This window comes from Helicobacter rodentium ATCC 700285 (genome assembly GCF_000687535.1).
In the GTDB taxonomy this organism is placed as follows: domain Bacteria; phylum Campylobacterota; class Campylobacteria; order Campylobacterales; family Helicobacteraceae; genus Helicobacter_D; species Helicobacter_D rodentium.
The window spans coordinates 1-25,737 of sequence record NZ_JHWC01000007.1 but is presented as its reverse complement, the minus strand read 5'-3'; the positions used below and the strand labels follow the sequence as shown (position 1 = coordinate 25,737).

Below are 25,737 nucleotides of genomic sequence, written 5' to 3'. Positions count from 1 at the left end.
GTCAAGGGGTGGATTAAAAACTTTCTATGTTTTATTGAAAATGCTCACTGAAAAATACAAATCTATATTGTAAGGATACTTTGGAATAAAATTTGCTTATTTTTTTACAAACAAGAGGAGATAGGGCAGTGCTTATTTGGGATTCTTTACCGAAAATATCTTACGAAATTTGCAAACCACAGCAACATAAAACAGACAAAACCTCGCAACACCTTGACAAAACAAAAAATCTTTCTGACAAAAAGACAATGGATTGGTTCTTGCAAACCGCACTTGAGCCAAAGATTCATTTTTCTAACACAAGCACCCATGTACCCAAGAATCCTATCAATATTTATGCCAATCTTTTGGATAAAAATCAAACCAAAAACCCTATCCATCAAGAATTTAAAAGTCTCTCCTCTAGTGAAAAGGAGATTTTACAAGAAATCACAAATTATAGCTATCGTTACAGGCAGAACCTTAAGCATCTCGTAAAAGAATTAAATATTCAATCCTGTGATTATGGTGGAAATTTAGACAGAAAAGAGTTTATTAAAAAAATTGATTCCAAATTAAAACCCAATGCAACCCGAACAATTACATTCCAAGAAGCGAACGAATCCCAAAGATTCCTTGAATCAAAAATGGATAAAATAATGCTTGAAATCTATCAAGAGAATCCCCAAATAATACAAGAAATAATAAACAAAAATTATTATTATACAGATAATACATCAATAAGTAGCAATGAGGTTTTAAAAGAAAATGAAAAAATTTCCTCTCTTTTGCTAGAATATGGAATCCGAACTGAATCTATCCATTTAGAGGATAAACTTAAGTGTTTCTTGAGCGCAATACCTATGGCACTAAAAAACTCCATTGACAACAAAGAAGTGGATATGCAAACCCTAAAAAGGATTGAAGAAAATATCAATTTTTACAGAGAGCGTAAAATAGAAGCTACGGGACACAAATTGTTTGCATCAGTCGCGGAGAGATTCTCTGATGAAGAGCAAGAACAAATCACGGATTCCATTGCGAATATTTTATCCTTTTATTTAGAACCCAATTCCTTAGAAACCAATGGATATAAAATCTCTTGGCAACCACAGCACTTTAATACAAAAGAGAATCCTTTATCCTATGGAATGCACACTGCACTATCCAATATCACTTGTGCAGACATTGAAATTGCATTTCAAATGCTACTTGTATTCCCAACAAAACTCTAATTACCCCTTTGCATTCAACTCCTCCAACTCCAAATATTGCGTGATTTTTTCTTCACAAATCGCCTTTTTGCTTTCAAATTCTAAAGACTTTTCTTGCAACTCTTGTGTGCTTAAACTCCCGCTAAATAGCAACTTTTCAAGCTCTTTTATTTCCATTTCTAGGCTTTCAATCTCTTGGGGTAGAATCTCTAAAAGTCTCTTTTGCTGGTAGCTAAGCTTCATTTTCTTTTGCGATTCTTTGGATTCTTTGGTGTTTTTAGAATCCGCCTCTTGGGTCGCATTTTTAGAATCCGATTCTAATTCTTTAGCAAAAGCTTCATATTCGCGCAACTCACGCTCAATCTCCAAATACTCACTAAAGCTCGTATGCGATTCCATAATTGTGCCATTTTCTCTAAAAACATAGAGTCTTTGGGCGATTTTATCCACAAAATATCTATCGTGGCTTACAAAAAGAATCGCCCCCTCAAAGCTTTGCAAATACTCTTCTAAAATATTAATCGTGGGAATATCTAAATCATTGGTTGGTTCGTCCAAAATAAGGCAATCATAAGCCTTTGTAAAAAGCAAAGCAAGGGCAACACGATTCTTTTCTCCGCCACTTAATGCGCCAATTTTTTTATCCAAAAACTCCTTAGGAAACAAAAAATTCTTTAAATAGCCAAAAATATGCATACTCTTGCCACGCACCTCAATATGGTCTCCGCCAAAAGGACAAAAAGTCTCTAACAAGTCTTTAGAATCCTCTAGCATTTCTCTGTGCTGGTCAAAATACCCGATTTTCACATCACCCCTCTCCACACTTCCACTGCTTGGAGCAATGCGTCCTAAAAGTATTTTTAGCAAAGTGGATTTTCCCGCTCCATTGCGCCCGACAATCGCAATTTTATCGCGTTGTAAGATTCTTGTTGTAAAGTCCTGAATCAAAACCCTATTATCCATTTCCACACAGAGATTTTTCGTCTCAAAAAGCATTTTTTTGCGATTGCTACCCTCCTCTTGGTTGAAATTTTTGCGCTCTCGCTCTAGCTCCAAAGTCATTTTGCGGATAATAGAAGGATTAGTTCTAGCCATTTTACGCATTTCCATAATGCGCTCCTTGCGCCCCTCGTTGCGCTTTACCCGCGCACGAACCCCACGCGCTAACCACTCCTCCTCTGCCTTTAAATGCTTTAACAAGGTTTCGTGGCTTTTGGCAAGGCTTAGGAGCAAAGCTTCCTTTTGGCGTAGATAATCACTATATCCGCCCTTGAAACTGCGGATCTTTCCCTCCTCTACCTCCACCACGCGCGTTGCGATTCTGTCAATGAAATAGCGGTCGTGGCTGATAAAAACCAATGTCCAATTTGCCCCCAAAAGCATAGATTCCAAAAACTTTACCATTTGCACATCTAAATGGTTTGTTGGCTCATCAAGTAGCAAAATATTCGGTTTATGTAGTAGCAAACACGCCAATGCCACGCGTTTTTGCTCCCCACCGCTTAGCAAATTCACAAACTTATCTTGCAGGGATTCTAACTTAAAAGTCTCTAGCACTTGCTTGACTTTGGAATCCAAATCCCACGCATTGTGATAATCAAGGAATCCCGTAAGTTGTGCATACTCACTTAAAAGCGTCTTGTCCTGCGGGGAATCTTGCAAGAGTTTTGCCACTTCAAAATAGCGATTCCGCGCCTCTGTTTGCTCACTTAGTGCTTCAATGATTGCTTCTTTGGTGGTTTGGGTGGGCTTGAAGCTTGGTTTTTGGATTAGATGTTTAATTTCTAAATCCCCCTCTACGATTCTACTCCCCTCATCTACCTCTAAATCCCCGCTTAGAATCTTAAGTAAAGTGGATTTTCCCGCTCCATTGCGCCCGACAATCGCCACGCGTTCATTTTCCTCAATATGCAAGGAAATATCTTGCAAAATCGCCTTATAATCGTATTGTTTAGAAATATTTTGTAACGAAATATTAGCCATTGTTTGCCTTATTTTGTGCGCCCTTATACAGCCACAGCACGAAGCAAAATCCTCCAATGAGCAAGGAGAGTAATTGCCCTTGTGTTAGCCAACCAAAGGCGATAAATCCAAGTTGCGCATCGGGTTCTCTAAAAAACTCTGCAACAAAGCGCATTAACGCATACAACACGCCATAGAGGATTCCAATCTCTCCGACAAAACGCGCGCGTTTGCGCCAAAAATATAGAATCACAAACACCACGATTCCTTCTAAAAATGCCTCATAAAGTTGGCTGGGGTGGCGCAAGATTCCCTCTACATAGATTCCGATTCCATTGCTTGTCTCGCGCCCGATTAATTCTTGATTGAGAAAGTTTCCAATGCGCCCAAACACATAGCCTAGCGGAATACTAAGCCCCGCTAAATCCATAAAAAGCCAAAAATTTACTTTTTTCACCCTTGCAAACCATACAGAAGCAACCAAAAACCCAATCACTGCCCCGTGATAGCTCATTCCGCGAATACCAACAAAATTCCCCTGCCTATCAAAAGGATTAAAAATCTCCCAAGGGTGGCTTAAATAATAACTCGTATAGGGATCATAAAATAGAATATATCCTAAGCGTGCTCCCAAAATCACGCCAATTTCCACCCAAACAAAATAGCTATCCAAGAGCGCGTTTGAAATGGGATAATGGTCTTGTTTTGCAATCCATTTTGCGACAAACAATGCCACAAGCAGTGCCAAAACATACATAATGCCATACCAATGCACAGGGATTCCAAATGCAGAAAACGCAATGGGATTAAAATGGCTATAAATAGAGTTCCATACTATCATTGACTACCTCAAAAAACTGATGCAATCCCAAGCGCACAAAGGTATCGTATAAATAAGGATTTGCGATGTAAAAGTGAAATTTAAACCCATTCTTACGCGCCAATTTTAAGCAGTAGCCAAGAATGTAAAAATTAACCTCTCTTGCTTGCGGAATCTCAAAGTGAATTTCCACATTAGGTTCATTTTTGCGCTTTTCTAAAAGCATTTTTATATCGTGGTAATCACTTATTTCTTTGATTTTACCGCGCAAAATAAAAGTGTTATCATCTATTTTTTTAATTTTCAAAACTTAACCCTTAAAGCAAATAAAAATAAATTGTAGCAAAAAGCGACTAAATTTATCTTTGTGCGCTTTATCATTGCAAGGAGAGAATGTAGCGAGAGACGAAGCAATCTACAATAATGCAAACAGAGTGTTTTATTTTTCATCCTTGCAAGATTCCGCTTGTGGAATCGTGGCAATCCACGCTTCCGCTCTGTCATTGCGAGAAAATCTTTGATTTTTGTGGCAATCTATAATGCGGAATCTCGTTTGTAAAACCTCCATTGTAAAGTTTTCTGTATGCTTGATTATGGATTGCTCCGTCATTTCATTCCTTGCAAGGACAAAATGGTAGAATCTTTGGTGTGTAAAATTATAGATTGCCACGAAGCCTTACGACTTCTCGCAATGACTAAGTGGCGAATTTTTCTATTTACAAGACTATAGATTGCTTTGTCATTTCATTCCTTGCAAGGACGAGAAGGTTAGCTTTTGACAATCCATTCAAGATTTTAACCACGCAAAATAAGACTATTTTATTAGCCCTTTTGCTCCTCCTAATTCTAGCTCTCCTTAAGCATTCGTCTTGCGAGTTTTTTAGCCTTCACTTCTTCTGCTTCGCGTTTCAAAGAAGCATAAAGAGTGTTGGTGTGGTCTTCTAGCATTTTTTGGCTATTTGTTGGCTTTTCCCCCTCTTTTGGTGTTAATTTAATGTATTCACCATCTTTTTGAAGTTCGTGTGCTTTAGCATTATCCTCACTTTGAATCTTAATAATTCCAAAGAGTTTATCTGCCAAATTATCCTCAAAAATAGGAGTCATAAGCTCCACGCGACGCTCTAGGTTTCTTGGCATTAAATCCGCGCTTGCAAAATAAATTGGTACTTCAGAGTGTTTGAAGTAATAGATTCTCGCGTGTTCTAAATATTTTCCAACAATAGAAATGACGCGGATATTCTCACTTACGCCTTTAATACCCGGTCTCAAACAACAAATTCCACGCACAATTAAATCAATTTTCACTCCTGCAGTTGAAGCTTTATAGAGTGCTAAAATTACATCGGTATCCACAATGGAATTTGCTTTTAAAATAATATGACCTTCTTTTCCTGCTTTTGTTTCATTTTCAATGAGTTCTAAAATTTTAGGCTTGATTTGCAATGGAGCTGCCAACAGAGTATTGAGCTTGGATTTGTGTGAGAATCCTGAAAGATTGTGAAAAAGCTTTGTTGCATCTTGCGTAAATTCGCGTTTAGAAGTCATATAGCTAATATCGGTGTAGATTTTGGCTGTACTTGGGTTATAATTTCCTGTACTTAAATGCACATATTCTCGCAATTCACGCCCAATACTCTTAATCACAAGCGCAATTTTGGCATGGACTTTAAGCCCGGGCACTCCATAAATCACGTGCGCACCTGCGGATTCTAAAGCTCTAGCCCAATGCAGGTTGTTCTCCTCATCAAAACGCGCTTTAAGCTCTACTAGCGCAGTTACTTGTTTGCCATTTTCTGCAGCCTCAATCAATGCCTTAACAATAGGAGAATTTTTGCCCACGCGATAAAGTGTCATTCGGATAGAGAATACATCGGGGTCTTTCGCCGCACTTTGGATAAAATTCACCACAGGATCAAAACTCTCATAAGGTTGGAATGAAAGAATATCTTGAGAATCAAGCACAGAGAAAATATTTGCATTAGAATCTAGCGGTGGCAAAACCTTAGAAGTATAATTTGGAAAAGTTAATTTTGCAAAATTTTTATTGCCCACAATCTCCCAAAGAATATTAGAATTCATTGGAGCTTCACATTCATAAATGTCTTCAGGAGTTACTTTAATGTATTGTTCTACAAAGTTTTTAAGCTCTAAATCATCGGTTTTTTTGATTTCTAAGCGGATAATTTCTCCCTTACGGCGCGACTTTAACCCCTCTGTCATCAATGCCATAAAGTCATCGCCCTCTTCCTCTTCAATCTCCATATCTGCATTTCTAGTTACCCTAAATGATGTCCAACTCAGCACTTTGAATCCGGGGAATAGTTCGTTAGTAAATTCTGCCACAATAGAATCTGTGTGAAAATAGGTATCGCCTAAGCGCACAAATCCGGGCAACATTCTTGAGATTCTTGTCATACCAAACTTAATTTCGCTTGGATTGTCTATGCTTTGCAACTTTAATGCTAAGACATAACTTAGATTATTCAAGTGTGGAAATGGGTGTGTTGCATCTACTGCGATTGGCACAACAATAGGATAAAGGTGATTAATAAAATATTCTTGCAATTCCTTTTTTTGATTTTTGTCCGCTTCGTTATAAGTTTTAATACACAAACCAAGCTTACTTAGCTCACCTTTAATTTCAAGATAACACGCCTCTAATCTTTGTTTTTCCAATTTAAGATAACTGCGAATCTCATCTAATTGTTCCTTTGGTGTTAGTCTATCAGGACCGCTCTCTGTGATTCTAGCACTATATAATCGCTTCAATCCTGCAACCCGCACCATATAAAATTCATCTAAATTCGTACCATAAATTGCGATAAATTTAAGTCGCTCTAAAAGTGGATTGTTAGAATCTTGTGCCTCACTCAATACGCGCGTATTAAAACGCAACCAAGACAACTCGCGATTGATAAAATTTGCTGGCTTATTGAAAACATTTTGTGCCATTTTTTCTCCTTTTTTGCCTAAATTATCCTTTCTATTATAGTAAAATTCGCATAAAACTTACCTTGAAAAATACGCAACAATAAGGTTTAAGTTGCAATTTTGTATTATTTGCTTTAAATTTATCTTGGGACTATCAATATGAAAAAATTAAATTACAAAGATTCTGGTGTAGATATTGCGGAGGGCAATGCGCTTGTGGAGAATCTAAAAGGACTTGTGAAGCAAACCTTTAATGCAAATGTTTTGGGTGGAATTGGCTCATTTAGCGGGGCGTTTTTGCTGCCAAGTGGCTATAAAGAACCGGTGATGTTAGCAGCAACCGATGGCGTGGGGACAAAATTAAAACTTGCCATTGATAGCGGAATCCTCAATAGCGTTGGAATTGATTTAGTTGCAATGTGCGTAAATGATTTAATTTGCAATTTTGCCACCCCTTTATTTTTCTTAGATTATTACGCCACAGGCAAACTAGATAAAAATGCAGCTTTAGAAGTGATTAGCGGAATCACAAAAGGTTGCATAGAAGCAGAATGCGCACTCATTGGCGGAGAAAGTGCAGAAATGCCCGGAATGTATCAAAACAATGACTTTGATTTAGCGGGATTTGCAGTTGGAATCGCAGAAAGAGAAATTATAGAGCGTCCCTCACAAGCACAAGTGGGCGATGTATTGATTGCGCTTCCAAGTAGCGGAATCCACTCCAACGGCTATTCTTTGGTGCGCAAGATTCTTTCTGCGCATCATATTACGCTAGATTCTATGTTTGAGGGAAAACCACTCATTGAAACGCTGTTAGAACCGACTAAAATTTATGTTAAAACCTTCAAAAAACTTTCCAACAAAATTAAAGCCTTAGCGCATATTACAGGAGGTGGGTTGGTAGAAAATTTACCGCGCGCACTCCCAGATGGAATCTGCGCAAATGTGCGAGAGCATAACATTCAACACTTGCCAATTTTTGATATGCTTTGCCACTATGTGCAAGATTCCGACAAATACCGCACTTTTAATATGGGTGTAGGAATGGTGCTTGTTTGCGATTCTGCTAATGCAGATTCCATTGCGCGTGAAGCAGGTGGCTATATTTTAGGTGAATTAGCAAGGGGAGAAAAGATTGTAAATTTTGTTTAATTTTAAGAAAATTATAGTATAATAAAAAGTTTAACCTTATTTATGATTAAGTTTAACTTTAAAAAGAGTGAGAATGCTTGAGAGTTTAAAGAAATTTTTAAAAGTCTATCCTTTACCGATCTTTGTGCTATTGCTTAGCTTTGTAATTTACTATTCTGCTTTTGAGCTTTTGCGCAAAAAAGAAAATGATTCTGCTATGCCACAAACTGAAGTGGATTCTATGTTTAATAAAAACAATCAAACCATACAAACTGCAACCAATAACATAGAACCAGTAGATATTCAACCCAATCAACCTCAACCCGATGTTATTGAAAAACCACAAGAGCCACAAGACGAGCCAATACAAACACCAAAAACCTATATTACCTCTAATACAAAATCTCTCAATATTCGTCAAGAACCAAACACAACTTCCGCAATCGTTGGTAAGCTTACACCTGCAGACGAAACCATTCTTTTGGAAGAAAAAGGGGAGTGGATTTTTATCGCCGATGCTACAAGCGAAAAGCCATTAGGATGGATTATGAAAAGGTTTAGCAAGGAAATTGAGATTCCCGAGCAAAATATGGAATCGCAAGAATTGTTTGCTACACCAACACCAACTACCGCTCAAAAACCTCTTGTTACCTCTAGTGTGCGTTCTTTAAATATTCGTCAAGAACCAAACACAACTTCCGATGTAATTGGAAAACTCACTCCTTCCCATAAAGCTACAATACTAGAAGAACGAGGAGAGTGGATACTTATTGGCACATTTGAGGACAATAAAGTTTTGGGGTGGATACTCAAAAGATTTAGTCAAGAGATTCCGCAAGAAGTTACTATTTCTACTGAGCCTACAATACCAACAAATACAATACCTCAACTTCCAGCTCCAGAGCAATCTTTAACGCAAAATGAAGCCCAAATACAGAAAACTGAAGAAAACAAACCATTAGAAGTGGCGCAAAGCACTCCAGAAGCACCACTTTATACTTCTAGAGTTCCTAGTTTAAATATCCGTCAGTTACCTTCAACAGATACGCCTATAATTGGCAAACTCACACCTAATGATTCCGTGATTATCGTAGAGACACAAGATGTTTGGGTTAGAATCCTAGATGCCAACACTCCCTCTGTTAAAAATGGTTGGGTCATTCGCCGCTCACTTACTTTGCGCCCATAGCATAAGAAAACCAAAGCTCAAAAACAAGCAAAAGGAATTCTATGCAATTTGCAGTGGTTGGCAATCCGATTCATCATTCTCTATCTCCCATTTTACACAATTCTGCTTATAAAGCTTTAGGAATCAAAGGCTTTTATGGACGTTATTTACTAGAACAAAATCAGGCATTTTCTATCTTGAAAGATTTGCATTTAAAAGGTGCAAATATCACCGTCCCCTTTAAAGAAATTGCTTTTCAATCCTGCGATGAAGTTTTTGGAATTGCGCGTGAAATTGGAGCAGTGAATACTATTGTATTCCAAAAGGACAAAATATTAGGATACAACACAGACGCACTAGGATTTTATCAATGTGTAGAATCCCTAAACCCCAAGAATGCTTTGATTATTGGGGCAGGTGGCTCGGCAAAAGCACTTGCGTATATTTTAAAAGAAAAGGGCTTATCTGTAACAATTACCAACCGCTCACAAGAACGCCTAAATCACTTCACCCAAGCAGGATTCCAAAGTTCAACTTTTGAAAACTTTGTCTTACAAGAATATGAAATCCTTATCAATACGACACCCGCAGGGCTAACAGACTCTTCGCTTCCTATGGATTCTGCAGTCCTCACACCTCTTTTAAAAGCATCTAAATTTGCATTTGATTTAGTCTATGGCAAACAAACGCCTTTTCTTAATCTAGCAAAAAGTCTCAATGTTGCCCATAGTGATGGGAAGCAAATGTTGATTAATCAAGCAATTTTGGCTTTTGAAATTTTTATGGAATCTCAAAATATTTCTGTGGATAAAACAATTTTGCGTCAAAGTATGCAAACCGCACTTTAATATGCTAAAATAGCCTAATTCTAAAATAAAGGATTCCAAATGCACATCATCATTACTTCGCGACATTTTGAGCTTACAGATTCTATCAAAGATTATATTTGCCATCTAGCAGAGGGGTTGGAAAAGTATAATTTAGATATTTTAAATATGCGTGTTGTGATTTCTCACCAAGAAAAAAGGGGTAGCAAAAAAGGAGAAAAAAAGAAAAAACATTTTTGGACGATTGACCTTTCGGTTTCTCTAGCGCATACCAACACGGTGGTAATAAGCCAAAACGATAAAGACCTTTATGCTGCAGCAGACCTTGCAATGGGGCGTATGCACAAAATTTTGCGCCGCTACCACGATAAAATTAATCATAAACACACTATCCCTAGCGAAGCAATTATGGCAAATGCAATTTTGCGTGATGAAGCATTAGCACATAAGGGCGAAGATGAGATTGTGCCAATGGATTTGGATTTGCACAAGCCTTTGGATATTGAAGACGCATTAGAGAGACTCAAAGGAAGTTCTCAACAATTTTTTGTCTTTAATGATAAAGATTCTAAAATGCGCGTAATTTATAAGCGGATTGATGGCAAATACGGATTGTATTAAAGGGATTTATTTAGTCGGCGGTGCTGTCCGTGATAGACTTTTAAATCAGCCCATTAGCGACAAAGACTATGTAGCAGTTGGTTACACACAAGAAGACTTCAGTTCTTTGCCACAAGTTGGCAAAAATTTTCCTGTTTTTTTATGTGAAGATGGTTCGCAAATTGCTCTAGCGCGAAAGGAAACAAAGGTTGGCGTAGGCTATAATGGATTTAGCATACAAACATATCAAGTCTCACTGCAAGAGGATTTGAAACGGCGAGATTTAACAATCAATTCTATTGCATTTGATGAAGCAAAAAATGAGTATTACGACCCTTTTAATGGAATACAAGACTTGCGAAATAAGATTTTGCGACACACTTCCGAATCTTTTTGTGAAGACCCTTTGCGTGTGCTTAGAATTGCAAGATTCCGTGCGCGTTTTGGAATCTATTGGAAAATCCACCCTAGCACAAAAGTGCTTATCTACAAAATGCGGGAGGAATTAAGATTCTTAGAACCAAACCGCGTATATAAGGAAGTGGAATCTGCATTGAAATATTCTCATTCCCCCTTGTTCTTTGAAACGCTTTTTGAATTGGGAGTTTTAGATTCCATTTTTCCCCACATCTATGCGCTTACTACATTAAAAGAGGGTAATTTATACCATTTAGAGGCTTCTGTTTTCTCACACACAATGGAAGTATTAAGAGTTGCAGAATCGCTGTTGGAAACTTCAAAGAGAGTAAATAGGGAATCCGACTTTGAGAAGCAAGTTTTAATTTTGAAATTTGCCGCACTCTACCACGATATTGCCAAGCCCCATTGTTACCGCACCTTTGGAAATTCTAGCGGACACGATAAATTAGAGTATATTTTACCCGCAATAGATATTTTGATTCCAAAATATATCCAAAAGCCTATGTTGCAACTCATCAAAAACCATACAAAAATCTATCAACTAGCCACAATACGCCCCTCCAAAGTGGTAGATTTTTTTGATTCCTTTCACAAAAATCTCGCGTTGTTCCAGCTACAAATTGCTTTGCTTATCGCAGATAGAAAGGGGCGCATTAGCCAACAAGGCTTGGAATCTTGCGATTCTTTTGAGATTGGTCAAACTTTTCAAAAGCGTTTATGGGACACTTTTAATGCCTTGAGTGCTTATTCTCCAAAGCTTTGGCTAGAATCGCAGACAATAAAACCAAAAAACGAAGCAATCCAAGCACATATTTTAAAAGAAAAACTAAAAATCTTAGATTCTGTATTTTATAAGAATTTACAATAAAGCCTTAAAGACAAACGAGATTCTAATAAATTTGGTATAGTCTTTGCCTATACAATTAAACTATGCAATGTGTGCATCAAAAAATTGCTCTCATATTCACAAATTCTATTGCGTTTTTTAGACACAAACTATATGCGATTTTTATTCTTTTGGCATTCTTTTCTATCATCTTTGTAGATATGAGATTTAGCAGATTTCATAAAAGTAGCAAATGGGTAGATTCAGAAAAAAGACATCAAAAAACTCTCTTACGATTTTTGATAAAATGCGGGGTTTGAAAATCAAAGACAAAGGATAAACACAATGCTTTCTAATCCTGCACAAGGACATTTACTTGCTATTTTTACAATCCTTGTTTGGGGTGTTACCTTTAGCTCCACGAAGCTTTTATTGCCCGACTTTGCCCCTACGGAGATTCTCTTTATCCGCTTTTTTATTGCCTATGCGTTCTTAAGCCTCTTGTGCGTCAAATTACACACACAACGCATTGCCTTAACAAGCCTTTCTAATGAGATTCTCTTTATCCTTGCAGGGCTTAGCGGGGGTTGCTTGTATTTTCTCGCCGAAAATGTCGCTTTGCTCTATACAACCGCTTCAAATGCCTCATTGCTTGTGGCTATCAATCCCTTTTTCACAGGACTGCTCTTTGCCTTTGTCTATGGTAAAAAACTAAGTAGATTCTTTATTATAGGCTTTTTTGTGTCATTTGTAGGGATTTTTTTAGTGATATTTCAGGGTGAATTGAATTTGCAAATCTATCCTATTGGTGATTTGCTTTGTATCTTAGCGGGTATCATTTGGTCTGTTTATACACTTGTCTTAGAGATGATTTTTGTGCGTTTTAAGGGGATTTCACATCTTGTGATTCTCAAAAGAATCTTTTTTTATGGGCTGCTTTTCACTCTGCCTTTTACCTTGTATCAATCAGGTATTTTGCAGGGGGATTTTCACACATTACAAGATTCCGCGCGTTATCTTAAAGTAAGCAATCTTACTAACCTGCTTTTTCTTGGGCTTATCGCCTCTGGGCTGTGCTATTTATCGTGGAATGCTTCTTTAAAACTACTCGGCTCTCTCAAAGCAAGTGCATATATTTATAGTGTGCCTGTCATTGGTGTGATAGCTGCGTGTGTGAGCTTGGGCGAGGCACTAAGTGTGTATATTATTATCGGCGGAATCCTTACGCTTCTTGGGCTGTTCTTAAGCCAAAGGTAAAGTGGAGAGAATCTCTAGTGTGCAAAAATCACTTCACTAGCTCTTGCAATGACTGCGCAGGATTCGTCCCTGTAAGATTCTGTGTTAGCGGAATTGTGGCGCGTGTTGAGTTAGCAACTCACACGCTTTCACGCAAATCCATAATAACGCGCCACTTTAAGATTCCATTGTTAAATCTAATTTTTGCTTGATGATAGATTGCCACAACTTCTTAACCCTTTTACATTCTTTAACTATTCTACAAAAGCAATAAGAATTTCATCTTTTCTCTTGACAAATACTAGGTATCAGGTTTTATAATTGCATTCATAGAATCTTTTAGATTCAAAAATATATTTAAAAGGAGTAATTGATGCTATTAAAAGAGAATTTGACACAAGCAAACACGGGAGAGAGAATCACCGCAAAAGGTTACGCAGTAGCGCATAAAAGCGATACCTTTAAGCCCTTTTCTTTTTCACGTCACGCACTTGGAGAAAATGATATTTTGATTGAGATTCTATTTGCTGGAATCTGCCATAGCGATATTCATAGTGCGCGGGAGGAATGGCACAAAGGCATTTTCCCAATGGTGCCCGGACACGAAATTGCTGGACGCGTGGTTGCAGTAGGGAGCAAGGTGAGCAAATTCAAAGTGGGCGATTATGCAGGGGTAGGCTGTATGGTAAATTCTTGTGGCGAATGTGAGGCGTGCAAAAGAAGTCAAGAGCAATTTTGCGAAAATGGCAAATGCGTCTTTACCTATGATTGCCACGATTGTTTCCACAATAATGAACCCACTTATGGCGGATACTCCAATAATATCGTGGTGAGTGAGAAATTTGCAGTCAATGTCCCACAAGATGCACCGCTTGAAAAAGTCGCTCCTTTGCTTTGTGCGGGAATCACCACCTATTCACCGATTAAATTTAGCAATGTCAAAGCAGGAGATAAAGTCGCGGTGGCTGGATTTGGTGGGTTAGGCGTGATGGCATTAAAATACGCAATCAAAATGGGTGCGGAAGTGAGCGTCTTTGCGCGGAATCGCAACAAAGAAAAAGAGGCACTAGAGCTAGGGGCAAAGGCACTCTATACCGATACAAAGGGCGTAAAGGAGAAATTTGATTTTATCCTCTCTACGATTCCAACCGCGTATGATGTGAATGCCTACGCGGAATTGCTCAAATTTGGCGGAGAAATGGCGATTGTAGGTTTGCCACCAGCAAATGAGAATCTTAGTGTTAATGTAACACGGCTTGTCTTTGCGGCAGGTAAAAAAGTCTATGGTTCTTTGATTGGCGGAATGAAAGAAACGCAAGAAATGCTTGATTTTTCACTCAAACACAAAATTTATCCCGAAACAGAAGTCATCTCTGTGGAGCAAATCAATGAGGCTTATGAGAATCTTACGAGTGGCAAGGCAAAATTCCGCTATGTGATTGATATGAGTAGTTTAAAGGAATAAAATTTGCACCTTGAACCAAATTGAATCAATCCGCAAAAAATAGATTCTGCACAATGGAGGCGCAATCAAGCCAAAGATTGTCGCCTCTTTACTTTCTTGATGCAATAAAAAGGCTTTTCAATCCTTATTTAAATTAATTTTTGGAACAAAACTTGCTTACTCTTGAAATAAGATTCAATTTTAGGAGTTTGATATGAGCATTTTTAGTTATAGTCCAGCACGCGCATTGGCACAAGAAGCATTAGACCATAGAGCGTTGCGCAGGGATATGATTGCTAGTAATATTGCCAATGTCTCTACTCCAATGTATCGCCCAAAAGATGTAAATTTTGAACAAATGATGGCGCAAAAAGCCGATGATATTTTCAATCGCGACCGCAAATTGGAGCTTGATGTCGCCATTACTAACAAAAATCACCTACTGCCCGTTGAGGATATGAGCCTAAAGCGTCCAACAATGTTTTATCGTGATGGACATTTAGCAAGAAATGATGGCAATAGTGTAGATGTAGATATTGAAACAAGCGAAATGGGGAAAAACGATATTATGTACCAAGCTATTGTCGGCGCATTGCGTAAGCAAGGTGGAATCTACACCTATGCAATAGAATCCTCAAGAAACATCTAAGGAGGCTTAAATGTTTTTATCTAGTTTTGATATTAGCGGTTATGGGCTATCCGCACAAAGACAAAGAGTTAATTTAATCTCAAGCAATATTGCGAATGCAAATACCACGCGCACCGATGAGGGCGGACCTTATAGAAGAAGAGAACTTGTGCTAAAAGCATTTGATTTTGATAAAGTTTTAAATCAAAAGTATGAAAACAGCAATAATTTGCTAGAATATGAAGATCCATTAGACGAAATGGACGGATTTGATGAGCAAAGAAAGCCAAAGCCTACGCTGATGAGTGTTTATGTTGATAAGATTGTGCGTGATGACACCCAACCTAAAATGAAGTATGAACCCAATCACCCAGACGCAAACTCTGAGGGCTATGTTGCATATCCCAACATTAATGCTGTTGTAGAAATGGCAGATCTAATTGAGGCTTCCAAAGCTTATCAAGCCAATGTAGCTGTGTTTCAAAGTGCTAAAAATATGGCAACAACAGCGATTTCAATGTTTCAAGCATAAAGGATTGTAAATGGAAATTAATAAATATGGGGTAGATTTAGAAAAGTTAAATTCTAAACTCCAAGATGTTCCAAATATTGCGCCCAATCACGATTTGAATCCGCCTTCTAAGAGCTTTGGCAGTATGCTAAAAGATGCAGTAGATGAAGTCAATGCTTACCAAAAAACAACCGAACAGGCAATGGCAGATATGGCAACAGGACAAATTAAAGACTTACATCAAGCCGCTATTGCCATCGGAAAAGCCGAAAATAGTATGAAGCTAATGCTTGAAGTGCGCAACAAAGCTATCAGTGCCTATAAAGAATTAATTAAAACGCAAATTTAATTTTTATTTCAAAATGAATGACGCACAATCCAAAAAAGCAGGTAAGATTCTGCTTCTATTCCTCATTATAGGAATAGGATTCTGTATTTTCTTAGGGACAATTTTTTATCATAATTTTACTTCCCGCCAACTTCCAAACTTCCAAGCCAAGCGCGTGGAAAGCGCAATTAGAGGAAATATTTATAGTAGTGATGGATTCTTGCTTGCCTCAAGTAAAAAAGTTTATAAAGCAGTCGTAAATACCTACAATATCAACCCCCAAAAAAAAGAGCTTTTTGTCAATCTTTTCAGTATTTATAGCAAAATCCCCAAGCAAGAAATCCGCAAAAAGCTTGAACAAAAGGGCAATATAACGCTTTCTTATGCGATTGATTCCAAAAGTGCTAGTTATCTAAAACAACTCAATTTAAAGCTAAACCAACTTGATGTTTTTCAAAGCTATGAAGATGAAAATGGGCATATCTTCAAGTATGGCTTATCTGTCGTGGAGAGTGGAGAATCTCGGGACTACCTCTATCAAGATGCGATGGAGCCCATTCTAGGTTATATCAACAAACAAAATGAAACCAATATTACGCGTGTGCAAGGCGTTAAGGGAATAGAAAAAAGCTTTGATAATGAATTAGAGCCGATGAGTGATTTATTGATGATTGGACAACGTGATATTGGATTTAATGTCATTTTAAACAAACATTCCACCTTTAAAGAACGCATAGATGGTTATGACATTATTAGCTCCATTCCATTGAAGTTGCAAAAAAAGATTGAACGACTTGCAGACGAAAATGCCATGCAACTTGGTGCTAAAGAGATTCTTGTTGGTATTATGGAGAGCAAAAGCGGCAAAATTTTGAGCCTCGCAAGTAGTGCGCGATTTAATCCAAACCTCATCACTAAAAACGATTATTCCAAACTTAATGCCAATGCCATTGAGTATTCATACGAGCCCGGAAGCATTATCAAGCCTATCATTTATGCGATTTTATTAGATAAGAATCTAATCAGCCCTCAAGAAACCATTAATTTGGAGAATGGTCGCTTCAAACTCCATAACTTTACCATTACCGATACGCACAAGCTAGAATCCTCTACCGCAGAGGAAATATTGCTTTACTCAAGCAATATTGGTATGGCAAAAATAGCCCAACGTTTAAGCCCTCCAGAATATAATGCCGCTTTACAAGCATTTGGTTTTGGAAATCTAAGCGGCATTGATTTGCCTTATGAGGGTAAAGGCGTTATTCCAGATGCAAAACGATTCCAGAGTGAAGTTTATCGTGCAACTGCCTCGTATGGTTATGGATTGCGCACAACTTTTATCCAAATGCTCAAAGCCTACAATATCATCACCAATTATGGAATCTCTTATGAGCCTTATTTAGTAGAATATCTACAAGATTCTAAATCCATTCGCTACAAACTTAAACACCAAGCACCCATTAGAATCTTAAGTGACAAAACTGCAAAAGAAGTAAAAAGCACCTTGGTAAAAGTTGTCAATGAGGGTACAGGTAAAACTGCTCAAGTTAAAGGTGTTACGATTGGCGGAAAAACCGGCACAGCACACATTGCACAAGGCGGAAAATATGTGCGCAAATACAATAGTTCTTTTTTTGGCTTTGCGGCAGATGAAAAAGGCAATGAATGGACGATTGGCATTAGCGTATTTGAACCCAATGAAACAGAGGCTTATTTTGCCGCACGCACTGCCGTGCCACTCTTTAGGGAGGTTGTTAATCTTCTTATTAAAGAAAATTATCTCAAACCTTAAAACAAAGCAGATTCTATGAATGCAAAACGCTCAAATATGGCACGAAGCCCTTTTGAGCAGTGCAAAGCTTAAAGCAACACAGAGCAAATCACCCACAAAAGCAGCGCACCAGATTCCATTAAGCCCAAAAAGATAAGTTAAAACAAAGAGGCTACAAAGTGGCGCAAAACAACCTTGCACCAAAGTAATCAAGAGAGAATAAGAGGGTTTATTAAAGGCGGTGAGAAAAGAGCTTACGCATACATTAAACCAAGTGATACAATAATTGAGCGCATATAAGCTCAACGCAAAGGCACTAAAGATGATAAAATCTTGATTCGTTTTTTCTACAAAAAGCGTAATGAGGCTTTCACTCCATAGCATAATGGCTATAAACACCCCAAAACAAAGCAAAAAAGCAGTGGCAAAAATATAGAAAATGAGAGATTTTAGCCTTGCTTTGTCTTTCTTCGCATAATTATAGCTTAGCGCGGGTTGCATACCCTCGCATAGACTCATAATAAAAGCAATGATGAAAGTATCAATATAAAGTATAATAGAAAATGTCGCCACACCACTTTCTCCGGCGAGTTTCAGCAATAAAAAGTTTGCAACAATCGTTAGAATGGAGCCTGAAATATTTCCCAAAAATTCAGAACTTCCATTGTAAAAAATATTTAAAAAGGTTTTTAGCTTAAAAAGAATCCTGCTAAATTTTAGCTCCACATTGCCAAAAATAAAAGGCAAAAATCCAAAAATTGTAGCCAAAGCTAAACCTATACAAAGAGCAAGTGCTGATGAAAACAACCCCCAGCCAAACACTACAATAAACAAATAATCCAAAAAGATATTGCAAAGTGCCATAAAAATATTGATAAACATACTATATAGATTCTTAGCGCAAATTCGCAAATAATTATCCAAAGCAAAATAAAACATAATAAGCGGTGTAAAATAGACAAAAATGCTCACAAATTCTTTTGCCTTTACTTTTGAGGATTCGCTAATTGCTAGCAAATCTATCAAAAAGGGCGCGAGAAAAAAGGCGCACATTGCTATAAAACAAGAGAAAACAAAGGTAACAACTAAAGAAGTGCTAAACAGAATGGAAGCCTCTTTTGACTTCCCTTTGCCCAAAGAAAGGCTAATGAGCACAGAAGAGCCAATGGCAATCATATCTGTGAGCGCAAAACTAATGATAACAAAGGGCATAATAAGCCCCATAACTGCTAAATCTTCATTGCCTAAAAACTTGCCTACAAAGATACCATCAATAATGTAACATAAAGAAAGAAACACGCCACTTATGCAATGTGGCAATGCACAACGCACGAGTAAATACAAAGGGTGCTTTGTGAAAAGATTGGACATAGGATTCCTAGAGTTTAGCCTATCGCCTTAAGCCCAATGACGGAAGCGATGATGAGCGTGATAAAAAATAACTTTTTGATATTTTTGCTTTCTTTAAAAAACACCACGCCCACAAGCACACCGCCTCCCGCACCGATTCCTGTCCATATCGCATAGGCTGTCGCCATAGCAATCTCTTGCATTGCCAAAGAAAGCAGTGCGAAACTTAGCATAAACTGCACTAAAATAGCGAGTAAAAAAATATTGCGCCCACTTAGGGAATATTTTTTCATCGTAATTACGCCTACAATCTCCATACACCCTGCAAGAAGTAAATACACCCAACTCATTTTTGCTCCTCCTCAAGTATTGTATCAAGCCCTAAATCGTGTGAGAAGTTTGAGACAAGCTTTTCCTCTTGCGCTTCTTCTTTCTCACTGCTAGAGAGCTTTAAGCCAATCACGCCAACGAGCAAAGTAGCAATAAAGAGAATCTTAAGCGGTGAGAAAGGCTCATTAAAAATAAGAATCTCTGCGAGTGTAATCCCTGCTGTGCCAATGCCCACAAATACGCTATATGCAATGCCAATTTCTAGCACCTTCACCGCTAGAATCATAGAAATAGAGGAGATAAAAATCCCAATGCCCGTGAGAGTAAAAGCAAACAAATTATCGCTATACTTCAGCCCACTTGCCCAAAAGCATTCTACAATGCCACCCAAAATAACCAATCCCCACGCCAAATTTGGGGTAAGCTTTATGCTTTGCATTTGATTTCCTTTGCATTTTGTTTGTGTATTTTGTGGCTTAGGGCTTTGCCTAAAGCCTAAAATACGATGTTTAGAATCTAGAGGTTGTGGAGAAAAAACACACTAAAAGGGAATATGAAAAATAGCCTTGATCCCAAATCATTAGCCTTTCTCTCCTGATTCAAAGATTTTTAAAGCCGTGCATTATAGCATAAAAGCATTTATGGATGAAATTGCAACGAGAGATTCCAAAAAACTCCCTGATAAGTAATTGCGTTGAGAGAGCGAAGCATACACATATTACAATCGGGCGGATAATCTTTGCCCCGTGCTTTATGGCAAGTCTCGCCTCTAAACCCACTGATACTCTGCCCCACACACATCATAATGCCTAGAATCCAAAGCGCATTGCCCCCAAGCATAAAAACAAGGTAGAGGAAATATTTATGGGGATTCTTTGCCCTATCTTAAGCGCAATACGAACGTTTTTGGTTATTGTGCCTCCTATAAGCAGGGCATATTTATAATGGCGGACTTATGCTAGAAGAAGTAGCCTAGCGGATTTAAGATTCAATACATACATCAATGTATTTTTCAAAGCAAGAGGCTTTTTCTAGCTCCTCTAAAGTCATACAAACCGCGCTATTTGCGCTTCCACAAGCGGGATAAAGTGTGGTAAGGTTTTGCAAACAAACATCTAAATACACTTTAACATTTGCATTCACACCAAAAGGACACACACCGCCCACTGCGTGTCCTATGCGTGATTCCACTTCCTCAAAAGGAATCATCTTTGCCTTTGCGCCAAATGCTTCTTTAAACTTTGCATTATTGATTTTATAATCCCCTGCAACTGCAATCAGTATGGGATTCTCTCCTAGCATAAAGGAAAGCGTTTTGACAATCTCTCTTTCTTTGCAACCAATTGCGTTTGCTGCCTCTACCACTGAAGCCGATGAGGTAGAAAACTCCATTATTTTGCCCTCCAAGCCATACTTTGCTAAATGCTCCCTTGCCTTTGCTAAAGACATTTGCACTCCTTTGCATACAAAAATCTGTGTTAGTAAAAGAATTATACCGCATATCTGTCAAACCCCTAAAGCCCCCTTGCCCTCTTTGGTTTAGGAATAGTCCTTTTTGCAATTCAGCGATTCTAAAAAGTAATTTTTATTAAAATTTATGGTTTTTATAAAGATAAAAAGGAGAAACGATGAAAGCAAAAGTTGTGAGTTCAGCACTGATGTTAGCCTTATCCAGCACCCTCTTTGCCGCGCCACCAGCCCCTCCAAAGCCACAGCCACATATCAAGGGTGTTTTGCCAGAAATCTTTAATAATGCAAGTTTTGATAAAAAGCGCGAGGCTTTAAGGACGGAGTTCAAAGAGAGAGAAGCCATTGATAAAAAACGAGAGGAGCTAAGAGGCAAAATCAAAGCCCTAGAGTTAGAGAAAAAAATCCTAGAAATCGACTTGCAAGAGGCAAAGGCGACAAGAGATGAAGGTAAAATCAACGCGACTTTAACACAAATTGTGCAACAAGAAGCAAAGATTGCACAAGAAAAATCTAAAGAAAAGCAAATGATTGCTGAAATGGAACAAAGCGCAATTAGCAAGATTAACAAGATTTTAGGATATTAAGGAGGTTTTATCAATCCGCACAACACGCTTGCTTGGTTGAATTTCTTTATAGCCGATGTGCAAGATGGCTTGGGTGCGTATCTAGGCGTGTTTTTGAAGCAACACGCGTTTATGGAATCCCAAATTGGGCTTATCTCCACGATTGCCTCGCTTTGTGCGTTAGTTTTCGCGATTCCTTTAGGGGTTTTCATAGACAAGACACCGCACAAAAAAGCCCTCATAGCCTTTTGTATCCTCACCATCGTCTTTGCGACTTTGGCAAACTACTTCTACCCGCATTTTGGCTTTACACTTTTAGCGCAAATGAGCGTGGCTCTGTGCGGAGTGTGCCTTGCTCCTGCATTTGCAGCCCTCACGCTTGGAATCGTGGAGTTAAGCGGTTATAGCAGACAAGTGAGCCTCAATGAAGCCTACAAACACGCAGGAACAGCTTTTAGCGCATTGCTTAGTCTTGGATTCGCATTTTATTATGGAATCGGCGCGATTTTTGTGATTACTGCACTTATGGGTGTTTTCTCGCTTTTATTTCTTAGCCTTATTCGCAGCGATAGCATTAATCACAAAGTTGCAAGGGGACAAGAGGGCGAAACAAGTGTGTCTCTATGGGAAGCCTTAAGTGATAAATCTGTGCTGATTTTAGGCACAGCAATGTTTTGCTTCCATCTTAGCAATGCGTATATGTTGCCTTTGCTTAAGGCTTAGGGCGCACACGCTTGGCATTGATTCTAGCGGGGCGTATGCAGCAGCGACAATCCTTATCGCTCAAAGCACGATGATTGTAGTTTCGCTTGTGTGTATGAAGATTCTCACGCGCCCTCATTCTCTTGTGGCTGATCCTCGCTTTTCTCAAGTGTATTTTATCTTAATGGCACTTTGCTTTATCGCTCTTATCATTCGCGGAGGCATAGCGGCACATTTTGAAAATCTTGCAGGAATGGTTGCTACACAGATTCTTGATGGCGTGGGAACAGGGATTACAGGCGTGATTTTACCCATTTTGGTAGCGATAATGTTGCGTGGAAGCGGACATATCAACGCCGCCCTTGCTTGTGTAATGACGCTTGGCAGTATAGGCGCAGCACTAAGCGGGAGTTTGGGGGGATTTATCGCGCAATATTATGGATATTTTTATGCGTATATCGCCCTCTCTTGTGTTGCCTTTGCGGGATTGTTACTTTGGAGTATCTCCTTTAGAATCTTAAAGAGTAGTGGGATTAGGAGAAATGATAAAAAAGATTCTATGCATCATAGGGCTATTGTTTGGTGGAATCGTCTATGGCAATGACAAAAAACAAAAGAAATAATATTGCAAATGGGGTTTGACGCAGTGGTATGCATATTAAGATTCAAGGACTTAAAATCCTAGCTCACGATAAAGTGCAATCGCATAGCGGTCTGTCATAGAGGCAATATAATCTGCGCAAACACGATGAGTTTTTTCACCTTTTTGGATTCTTGTTTGCAAGTCTTTTGGTAGCAGGTTTGTCTCATTGTTTAGGCAGTCGTAAAGCTTACGCACACAACGTTTGCCCATAAACATTTTTTTCACGATTTCCTCGTGGCGATAAAGACGCACTAAAAGAATCTTTTTAAGTGCTTTTATCTCGTCCGCCATTGTTTTGGTATGAGAAATTGGCAAAGATTCTTTAGCTAGATAAGTAAAACATTGTGGAGAACTTTGTGTGAAAGGTTGATTGTTTTCTAAAATATCATAAACTAGCATTGTGATTAATCGGGAAGTGAAACGATGTCGGAAGATAGAATCCTGACGCTTTATTTGCTCTTGTTGTTCTACAAATTCTATGGCTTTAGCTACCAATGCACTCTCTTTAAGGGACTCAAAACTGATTAAACCATACTTAATACCATCGTCAATATCCGCGCTAATATAAGCGATTTCATCAGACAAATCTACAACGATTGCTTCAAGACTTGGGTGGAACTCTAGGCAAAATAAATCCTTTAAGTTTCCTTGTAAAAAGGATTTATCGTAAGGATAAGAATGTTTCAAAATCCCCTCAAGAGTAGCAAAAGAAAGATTCAAACCCGCAAAATCTTTATAACGTTTTTCAAGCTTTGTTACTACACGAAAAGACTGAAAATTGTGGTCAAATCCGTGATGATAGCCAGAATGTCGCATAATTTTATCTAGCTCATCTCCTCCTGCGTGTCCAAAGGGCGTATGCCCTAAATCATGTGCTAACGCAATAGCTTCTGCAAGATTTTCATCTAAACCTAAATTCTTAGCTAATGTTCGTGCAATTTGGCTTACTTCAAGAGAATGCGTTAAACGTGTGCGAAAATAATCTCCACTATGATTAATAAACACTTGTGTTTTGTATTCCAATCTCCTAAAATAGGAGCTATGAATGATTCTATCTCTATCACGCCCAAAAGAATCGCGAAAATCTTGAATAGAGGGATAAAATCTCTCGCTAGGTAACATTCTGTTTTGTGCCATTTGTTTGCCTTTTTTAGGCGTTATTTTAGCGACTTTGCGTTAAGATTCACAGAAATTTTGAGAAATTTAAGGAAAATAGATGATGATTTTTGAAAATGATTTTTTTAAAATTTTATGTAAAGCATTCGGAGAATACCAAACAAATTGTTATTTGGCGATTGATAAGCAAAGCAAAGAATCTTTAATCATAGATCCGGGAATTGGTGCGAGTGCTTGGGTGATAGAGGAGCTAAAAGACACAAAGCCTTTGGCTATTTTAAATACTCACGGACATTTTGACCATGTATGGAGCAATGCAGAGCTAACTGCTTATTTTGATAAAATTGCACTCCTTTGCCCTTTAGAAGATGCTTTTATGTTGATACAAGATTGCTTTAGCACAGGATTGCCTGGTTCTACCCCAAGCGTTCTTGTTGGTGGAACACAGGAGGATACCATTACACCAAAAACCTCAAATACGAGTAATTTGGGCAGACGCAATCGTTATGAATTGGGCAATTTTATTGTAGAATTTTCTTGTTATCCCGGACACACACCCGGTTGTAGCGTAATTGTGCTTAGCCATAAACTCGCAAAGGAGGATTCTGCATTAACACAAAATCAAAATATGCCAATATCTAAACATAAGTTAATGTTTAGTGGAGATTTTATCTTTCATCGCTCCATTGGGCGCAGTGATTTTCCTTATTCTTCAAGCAAGGCAATGAGGGCAAGTTTAGAGAAATTTATGGAGATTCAAGAAAATATGCTTATTTTACCCGGACACGGCGACAAAACAGAAATCGCACAAGAACAAGCAAATATTCCTTATTGGCTTACGCGCATTTAGGAATCTGGGAAATCTACCAATTCAATTAACCCACGTTTAGTTTTTAGCTTTCCTTGTTTTTCGAGATCTTTTAGCACTCTTGAAATTGCTTCTCTTGCACTTCCTAGCGCATTCGCAATTTCCTCGTGCGTAATATAAAGAATTTTAGATTCTTTGGGCGCATTGTTATACAAAAAATTTAGAATCCTGTTTTCAAGCGAATCAAAGGCAAGAGAATTTAAAGAAGAAACGACTCGGCTTAGTCGATCGCTTACAAGGTTGGTTTGAAATTGCTTAGCGATTGGATATTTTAAGCTTAATTTATTAAAGGTTTTGCTTGGCAAAATCAATACATTAGAAGTTTGAATAAACTCTAAATTGACATCAAAGCGGATATTTTTCAACATACACGAAGCAGAAAGAATACAAAATTCACCACTTTTTAAAACAAAAAGATTAATTTCTTTGTTGCTTGGAGAGACAATGAAACTACGCAAGGCACCATCTAAAATCAATACAAGCCCACGACATTCTTGCTCACCGCTAAAGATTTTGTAATTTTTGGGGAAGTTTTTAGTATAAGCACTTTGCAGATAAACTTCTTGATCTATACTAGAAACCCCCCAAGAATCCATTAGTTCTTTAAAAATTGTATGCAATTTTGCTCCAAATTATTTTACTTTTAGCTTCATTATAGCTAATTTTTAATAAAGTCTTAATTGACTTCCTATCCTCTGCATAGAAAATAATCCTAGATTTGTATTGAGAATCTTGTGAATCAAGATTGTATATTTTGTAGAATTGCATTGCTTTGTCGCATTTACAATGACAAAGCAGGATTCATCATTGCGAGAAAATTTGAAAAATTTTCGTGGCAATCCATAATGTGGAATCTCATTTGTAAAGCTTCTATTGTAAAATTTTTCTTTATGCTAGAT

28 protein-coding genes are annotated in these 25,737 nt (G+C 38.1%); 16 read left to right on the top strand and 12 right to left on the bottom strand.

What is annotated here, in order from left to right; genetic code table 11:
* The first annotated feature begins 92 nt into the window (after window positions 1-92).
* On the top strand, window positions 93-1,214 hold the full coding sequence (locus BS85_RS0106360) for a hypothetical protein (RefSeq protein ID WP_026944060.1): 1,122 nt from the start codon (window positions 93-95) through the stop codon (window positions 1,212-1,214).
* Here BS85_RS0106360 and abc-f read toward each other — a convergent pair whose 3' ends face one another.
* The 5 genes from abc-f to BS85_RS0106335 form a co-directional block, all read right to left on the bottom strand.
* Complete coding sequence (gene abc-f / locus BS85_RS0106355) at window positions 1,215-3,176, bottom strand: ribosomal protection-like ABC-F family protein (protein WP_026944059.1); 1,962 nt, start codon at window positions 3,174-3,176, stop codon at window positions 1,215-1,217.
* Complete coding sequence (gene lgt / locus BS85_RS0106350) at window positions 3,169-3,996, bottom strand: prolipoprotein diacylglyceryl transferase (RefSeq protein WP_026944058.1); 828 nt, start codon at window positions 3,994-3,996, stop codon at window positions 3,169-3,171. Before lgt ends, abc-f begins: the two co-directional genes overlap by 8 nt.
* On the bottom strand, window positions 3,971-4,282 hold the full coding sequence (locus BS85_RS0106345) for a hypothetical protein (RefSeq protein ID WP_026944057.1): 312 nt from the start codon (window positions 4,280-4,282) through the stop codon (window positions 3,971-3,973). The genes lgt and BS85_RS0106345 overlap by 26 nt, the downstream gene beginning before the upstream one ends.
* A 132-nt stretch (window positions 4,283-4,414) precedes the next feature.
* Window positions 4,415-4,585 (bottom strand): hypothetical protein, encoded by a 171-nt coding sequence (locus BS85_RS11460; protein WP_156938075.1) that lies wholly within the window; start codon window positions 4,583-4,585, stop codon window positions 4,415-4,417.
* Window positions 4,586-4,821: 236 nt separating this feature from the next.
* Window positions 4,822-6,927 (bottom strand): RNA degradosome polyphosphate kinase, encoded by a 2,106-nt coding sequence (locus BS85_RS0106335; RefSeq protein WP_026944056.1) that lies wholly within the window; start codon window positions 6,925-6,927, stop codon window positions 4,822-4,824.
* Between the two features lie 138 nt (window positions 6,928-7,065).
* Between BS85_RS0106335 and purM the strand changes: the two genes are divergently transcribed.
* The 11 genes from purM to BS85_RS0106270 all read left to right on the top strand — a co-directional run bounded on the left by purM (window position 7,066) and on the right by BS85_RS0106270 (window position 17,817).
* The gene (gene purM / locus BS85_RS0106330; RefSeq protein ID WP_026944055.1) at window positions 7,066-8,058 is read left to right on the top strand and encodes a phosphoribosylformylglycinamidine cyclo-ligase; all 993 of its coding nucleotides are present in this window, start codon (window positions 7,066-7,068) and stop codon (window positions 8,056-8,058) included.
* A gap of 73 nt (window positions 8,059-8,131) precedes the next feature.
* Window positions 8,132-9,226, top strand: coding sequence for an SH3 domain-containing protein (locus BS85_RS11455; protein ID WP_051604724.1), 1,095 nt, complete (start codon window positions 8,132-8,134; stop codon window positions 9,224-9,226).
* Window positions 9,227-9,267: 41 nt separating this feature from the next.
* On the top strand, window positions 9,268-10,053 hold the full coding sequence (locus tag BS85_RS0106320) for a shikimate dehydrogenase (RefSeq protein ID WP_026944054.1): 786 nt from the start codon (window positions 9,268-9,270) through the stop codon (window positions 10,051-10,053).
* A gap of 39 nt (window positions 10,054-10,092) precedes the next feature.
* Entirely contained in the window at window positions 10,093-10,653 is a 561-nt protein-coding gene (gene hpf / locus BS85_RS0106315) for a ribosome hibernation-promoting factor, HPF/YfiA family (protein WP_026944053.1), read from the top strand.
* Entirely contained in the window at window positions 10,631-11,920 is a 1,290-nt protein-coding gene (locus tag BS85_RS0106310; RefSeq protein ID WP_026944052.1) for a tRNA nucleotidyltransferase/poly(A) polymerase-related protein, read from the top strand. The genes hpf and BS85_RS0106310 overlap by 23 nt, the downstream gene beginning before the upstream one ends.
* 303 nt (window positions 11,921-12,223) lie before the next feature.
* Window positions 12,224-13,135, top strand: coding sequence for a DMT family transporter (locus tag BS85_RS0106305; RefSeq protein ID WP_026944051.1), 912 nt, complete (start codon window positions 12,224-12,226; stop codon window positions 13,133-13,135).
* Window positions 13,136-13,487: 352 nt separating this feature from the next.
* Window positions 13,488-14,579, top strand: coding sequence for an NAD(P)-dependent alcohol dehydrogenase (locus BS85_RS0106295; protein WP_026944050.1), 1,092 nt, complete (start codon window positions 13,488-13,490; stop codon window positions 14,577-14,579).
* 193 nt (window positions 14,580-14,772) lie between these two features.
* Window positions 14,773-15,207, top strand: coding sequence for a flagellar basal body rod protein FlgB (flgB, locus tag BS85_RS0106285; RefSeq protein ID WP_026944049.1), 435 nt, complete (start codon window positions 14,773-14,775; stop codon window positions 15,205-15,207).
* A gap of 10 nt (window positions 15,208-15,217) precedes the next feature.
* The gene (gene flgC, locus BS85_RS0106280; RefSeq protein ID WP_026944048.1) at window positions 15,218-15,718 is read left to right on the top strand and encodes a flagellar basal body rod protein FlgC; all 501 of its coding nucleotides are present in this window, start codon (window positions 15,218-15,220) and stop codon (window positions 15,716-15,718) included.
* Between the two features lie 10 nt (window positions 15,719-15,728).
* The gene (gene fliE, locus BS85_RS0106275) at window positions 15,729-16,046 is read left to right on the top strand and encodes a flagellar hook-basal body complex protein FliE (protein ID WP_026944047.1); all 318 of its coding nucleotides are present in this window, start codon (window positions 15,729-15,731) and stop codon (window positions 16,044-16,046) included.
* Window positions 16,047-16,059: 13 nt separating this feature from the next.
* The gene (locus BS85_RS0106270) at window positions 16,060-17,817 is read left to right on the top strand and encodes a peptidoglycan D,D-transpeptidase FtsI family protein (RefSeq protein ID WP_026944046.1); all 1,758 of its coding nucleotides are present in this window, start codon (window positions 16,060-16,062) and stop codon (window positions 17,815-17,817) included.
* A gap of 30 nt (window positions 17,818-17,847) precedes the next feature.
* Here BS85_RS0106270 and BS85_RS0106265 read toward each other — a convergent pair whose 3' ends face one another.
* From BS85_RS0106265 to BS85_RS0106245, 5 genes are all read right to left on the bottom strand, one after another.
* Entirely contained in the window at window positions 17,848-19,167 is a 1,320-nt protein-coding gene (locus tag BS85_RS0106265) for an MATE family efflux transporter (RefSeq protein WP_026944045.1), read from the bottom strand.
* A 14-nt stretch (window positions 19,168-19,181) separates the two neighbouring features.
* Window positions 19,182-19,496 (bottom strand): DMT family transporter, encoded by a 315-nt coding sequence (locus tag BS85_RS0106260; RefSeq protein ID WP_026944044.1) that lies wholly within the window; start codon window positions 19,494-19,496, stop codon window positions 19,182-19,184.
* The gene (locus BS85_RS0106255; protein ID WP_026944043.1) at window positions 19,493-19,915 is read right to left on the bottom strand and encodes a DMT family transporter; all 423 of its coding nucleotides are present in this window, start codon (window positions 19,913-19,915) and stop codon (window positions 19,493-19,495) included. Before BS85_RS0106255 ends, BS85_RS0106260 begins: the two co-directional genes overlap by 4 nt.
* 200 nt (window positions 19,916-20,115) lie before the next feature.
* Window positions 20,116-20,316, bottom strand: coding sequence for a hypothetical protein (locus BS85_RS0106250; RefSeq protein ID WP_026944042.1), 201 nt, complete (start codon window positions 20,314-20,316; stop codon window positions 20,116-20,118).
* Between the two features lie 141 nt (window positions 20,317-20,457).
* Entirely contained in the window at window positions 20,458-20,925 is a 468-nt protein-coding gene (locus BS85_RS0106245) for a YbaK/EbsC family protein (protein ID WP_026944041.1), read from the bottom strand.
* Window positions 20,926-21,104: 179 nt separating this feature from the next.
* Between BS85_RS0106245 and BS85_RS0106240 the strand changes: the two genes are divergently transcribed.
* From BS85_RS0106240 to BS85_RS11920, 3 genes are read left to right on the top strand one after another with little or no spacing between them, the layout of a single operon-like run.
* Window positions 21,105-21,530, top strand: coding sequence for a hypothetical protein (locus tag BS85_RS0106240; RefSeq protein WP_026944040.1), 426 nt, complete (start codon window positions 21,105-21,107; stop codon window positions 21,528-21,530).
* Between the two features lie 36 nt (window positions 21,531-21,566).
* Window positions 21,567-22,232 carry an MFS transporter gene (locus tag BS85_RS11925; RefSeq protein ID WP_245596307.1) on the top strand — a complete coding sequence of 222 codons (666 nt, stop codon included), beginning with the start codon at window positions 21,567-21,569 and terminating at the stop codon, window positions 22,230-22,232.
* Window positions 22,201-22,815: an MFS transporter gene (locus tag BS85_RS11920; protein ID WP_245596306.1), complete on the top strand. Its 615-nt coding sequence runs from the start codon at window positions 22,201-22,203 to the stop codon at window positions 22,813-22,815. The genes BS85_RS11925 and BS85_RS11920 overlap by 32 nt, the downstream gene beginning before the upstream one ends.
* 69 nt (window positions 22,816-22,884) lie before the next feature.
* On the opposite strand, the gene BS85_RS0106230 is transcribed toward BS85_RS11920, so the two are convergent.
* Entirely contained in the window at window positions 22,885-23,976 is a 1,092-nt protein-coding gene (locus BS85_RS0106230) for a deoxyguanosinetriphosphate triphosphohydrolase (protein WP_026944039.1), read from the bottom strand.
* A 94-nt stretch (window positions 23,977-24,070) separates the two neighbouring features.
* Between BS85_RS0106230 and BS85_RS0106225 the strand changes: the two genes are divergently transcribed.
* Window positions 24,071-24,820, top strand: coding sequence for an MBL fold metallo-hydrolase (locus BS85_RS0106225; protein ID WP_026944038.1), 750 nt, complete (start codon window positions 24,071-24,073; stop codon window positions 24,818-24,820).
* On the opposite strand, the gene BS85_RS0106220 is transcribed toward BS85_RS0106225, so the two are convergent.
* Window positions 24,817-25,458: a Crp/Fnr family transcriptional regulator gene (locus BS85_RS0106220; protein WP_026944037.1), complete on the bottom strand. Its 642-nt coding sequence runs from the start codon at window positions 25,456-25,458 to the stop codon at window positions 24,817-24,819. The two genes, BS85_RS0106225 and BS85_RS0106220, sit on opposite strands and share 4 nt — an antisense overlap.
* Window positions 25,459-25,737 lie beyond the last annotated feature (279 nt).